The following is a 1765-nucleotide window of genomic DNA, read 5'->3' as shown; positions in this document are numbered from 1 at the left end:
TAACCAGCTGAGCTATGAGACTCACTATAGTTTTTTAATGTTGTAAAAACAGAAATCGAAAAAACGGGCCCCTGAAAAAAGCCCCGATGGGCAAATTCTCTAGAAAGGAGGTGTTCCAGCCGCACCTTCCGGTACGGCTACCTTGTTACGACTTAGCCCTAGTTACCGATCTTGCCCTAGGCCGCTCCTTGCGGTGACGGACTTCAGGCACTCCCGGCTTCCATGGCTTGACGGGCGGTGTGTACAAGGCCCGGGAACGTATTCACCGGATCATGGCTGATATCCGATTACTAGCGATTCCAGCTTCACGGGGTCGAGTTGCAGACCCCGATCCGAACTGTGACCGGTTTTATAGATTCGCTCCTCCTTGCGGAGTGGCTGCTCTCTGTACCGGCCATTGTAGCACGTGTGTGGCCCAGGACGTAAGGGCCGTGATGATTTGACGTCATCCCCACCTTCCTCGCGGTTTGCACCGGCAGTCCCGTTAGAGTCCCCATCTTTACATGCTGGCAACTAACGGCAGGGGTTGCGCTCGTTATAGGACTTAACCTGACACCTCACGGCACGAGCTGACGACAACCATGCAGCACCTTGTGATCTGCCCGAAGGAGGCTCTATCTCTAAAGCTGTCAGACCACATTTAAGCCCTGGTAAGGTTCCTCGCGTATCATCGAATTAAACCACATGCTCCACCGCTTGTGCGGGCCCCCGTCAATTCCTTTGAGTTTCATCCTTGCGGACGTACTCCCCAGGTGGGATACTTATCACTTTCGCTTGGCCGCCCAGATTTGCATCCGGACAGCTAGTATCCATCGTTTACGGCGTGGACTACCAGGGTATCTAATCCTGTTCGCTCCCCACGCTTTCGTCCATCAGCGTCAGTATATGGTTAGTAACCTGCCTTCGCAATCGGTATTCTATGTAATATCTATGCATTTCACCGCTACACTACATATTCTAGTTACTTCACCATAACTCAAGACCACCAGTATCAAGGGCAATTCTACGGTTGAGCCGCAGACTTTCACCCCTGACTTAATGGCCCGCCTACGGACCCTTTAAACCCAATGATTCCGGATAACGCTCGGATCCTCCGTATTACCGCGGCTGCTGGCACGGAGTTAGCCGATCCTTATTCTTACGGTACCGTCAGAAGGGCACACGTGCCCCTTGTTCTTCCCGTACAAAAGCAGTTTACAATCCATAGGACCGTCTTCCTGCACGCGGCATGGCTGGATCAGGCTCCCGCCCATTGTCCAATATTCCTCACTGCTGCCTCCCGTAGGAGTCTGGTCCGTGTCTCAGTACCAGTGTGGGGGATCCCCCTCTCAGGGCCCCTACCCATCGCTGCCTTGGTAAGCCGTTACCTTACCAACTAACTAATGGGACGCATAGTCATCCTGTACCGTAGCCTTTAATGTAAAAGCGATGCCGCTTAAACATACCATGGGGCATTAATCCAAATTTCTCTGGGCTATTCCCCAGTACAGGGCAGATTCTATACGCGTTGCGCACCCGTGCGCCGGTCGCCGGCGGATAAGCAAGCTTATCCCCGCTGCCCCTCGACTTGCATGTGTTAGGCCTGCCGCTAGCGTTCATCCTGAGCCAGGATCAAACTCTTCATCGTTGATTCTTATATAAATTCGATCAACCCATAAAAGCTGTTTCCCGGCCCGTTATTTCGATTTCTTTTTCTGCACCACATCCCCGTTCCCAGGAATGTGGCACGCTGTCTTTACAATATATCAATGAACTTCTTTACTTC

1 rRNA gene is annotated in these 1765 nt (G+C 52.2%); it reads right to left on the bottom strand.

Annotation, left to right across the window (positions count from 1 at the left end):
- Positions 1 to 103 precede the first annotated feature (103 nt).
- Positions 104 to 1627, bottom strand: a 16S ribosomal RNA gene (locus B9Y87_RS21710).
- Positions 1628 to 1765 lie beyond the last annotated feature (138 nt).

This window comes from Arenibacter troitsensis (assembly GCF_900177645.1).
GTDB classification, from domain to species: Bacteria; Bacteroidota; Bacteroidia; order Flavobacteriales; family Flavobacteriaceae; genus Arenibacter; species Arenibacter troitsensis.
The sequence above is the reverse complement of the archived record's forward strand: the minus strand, read 5'-3'. Positions and strand labels throughout refer to the sequence as shown.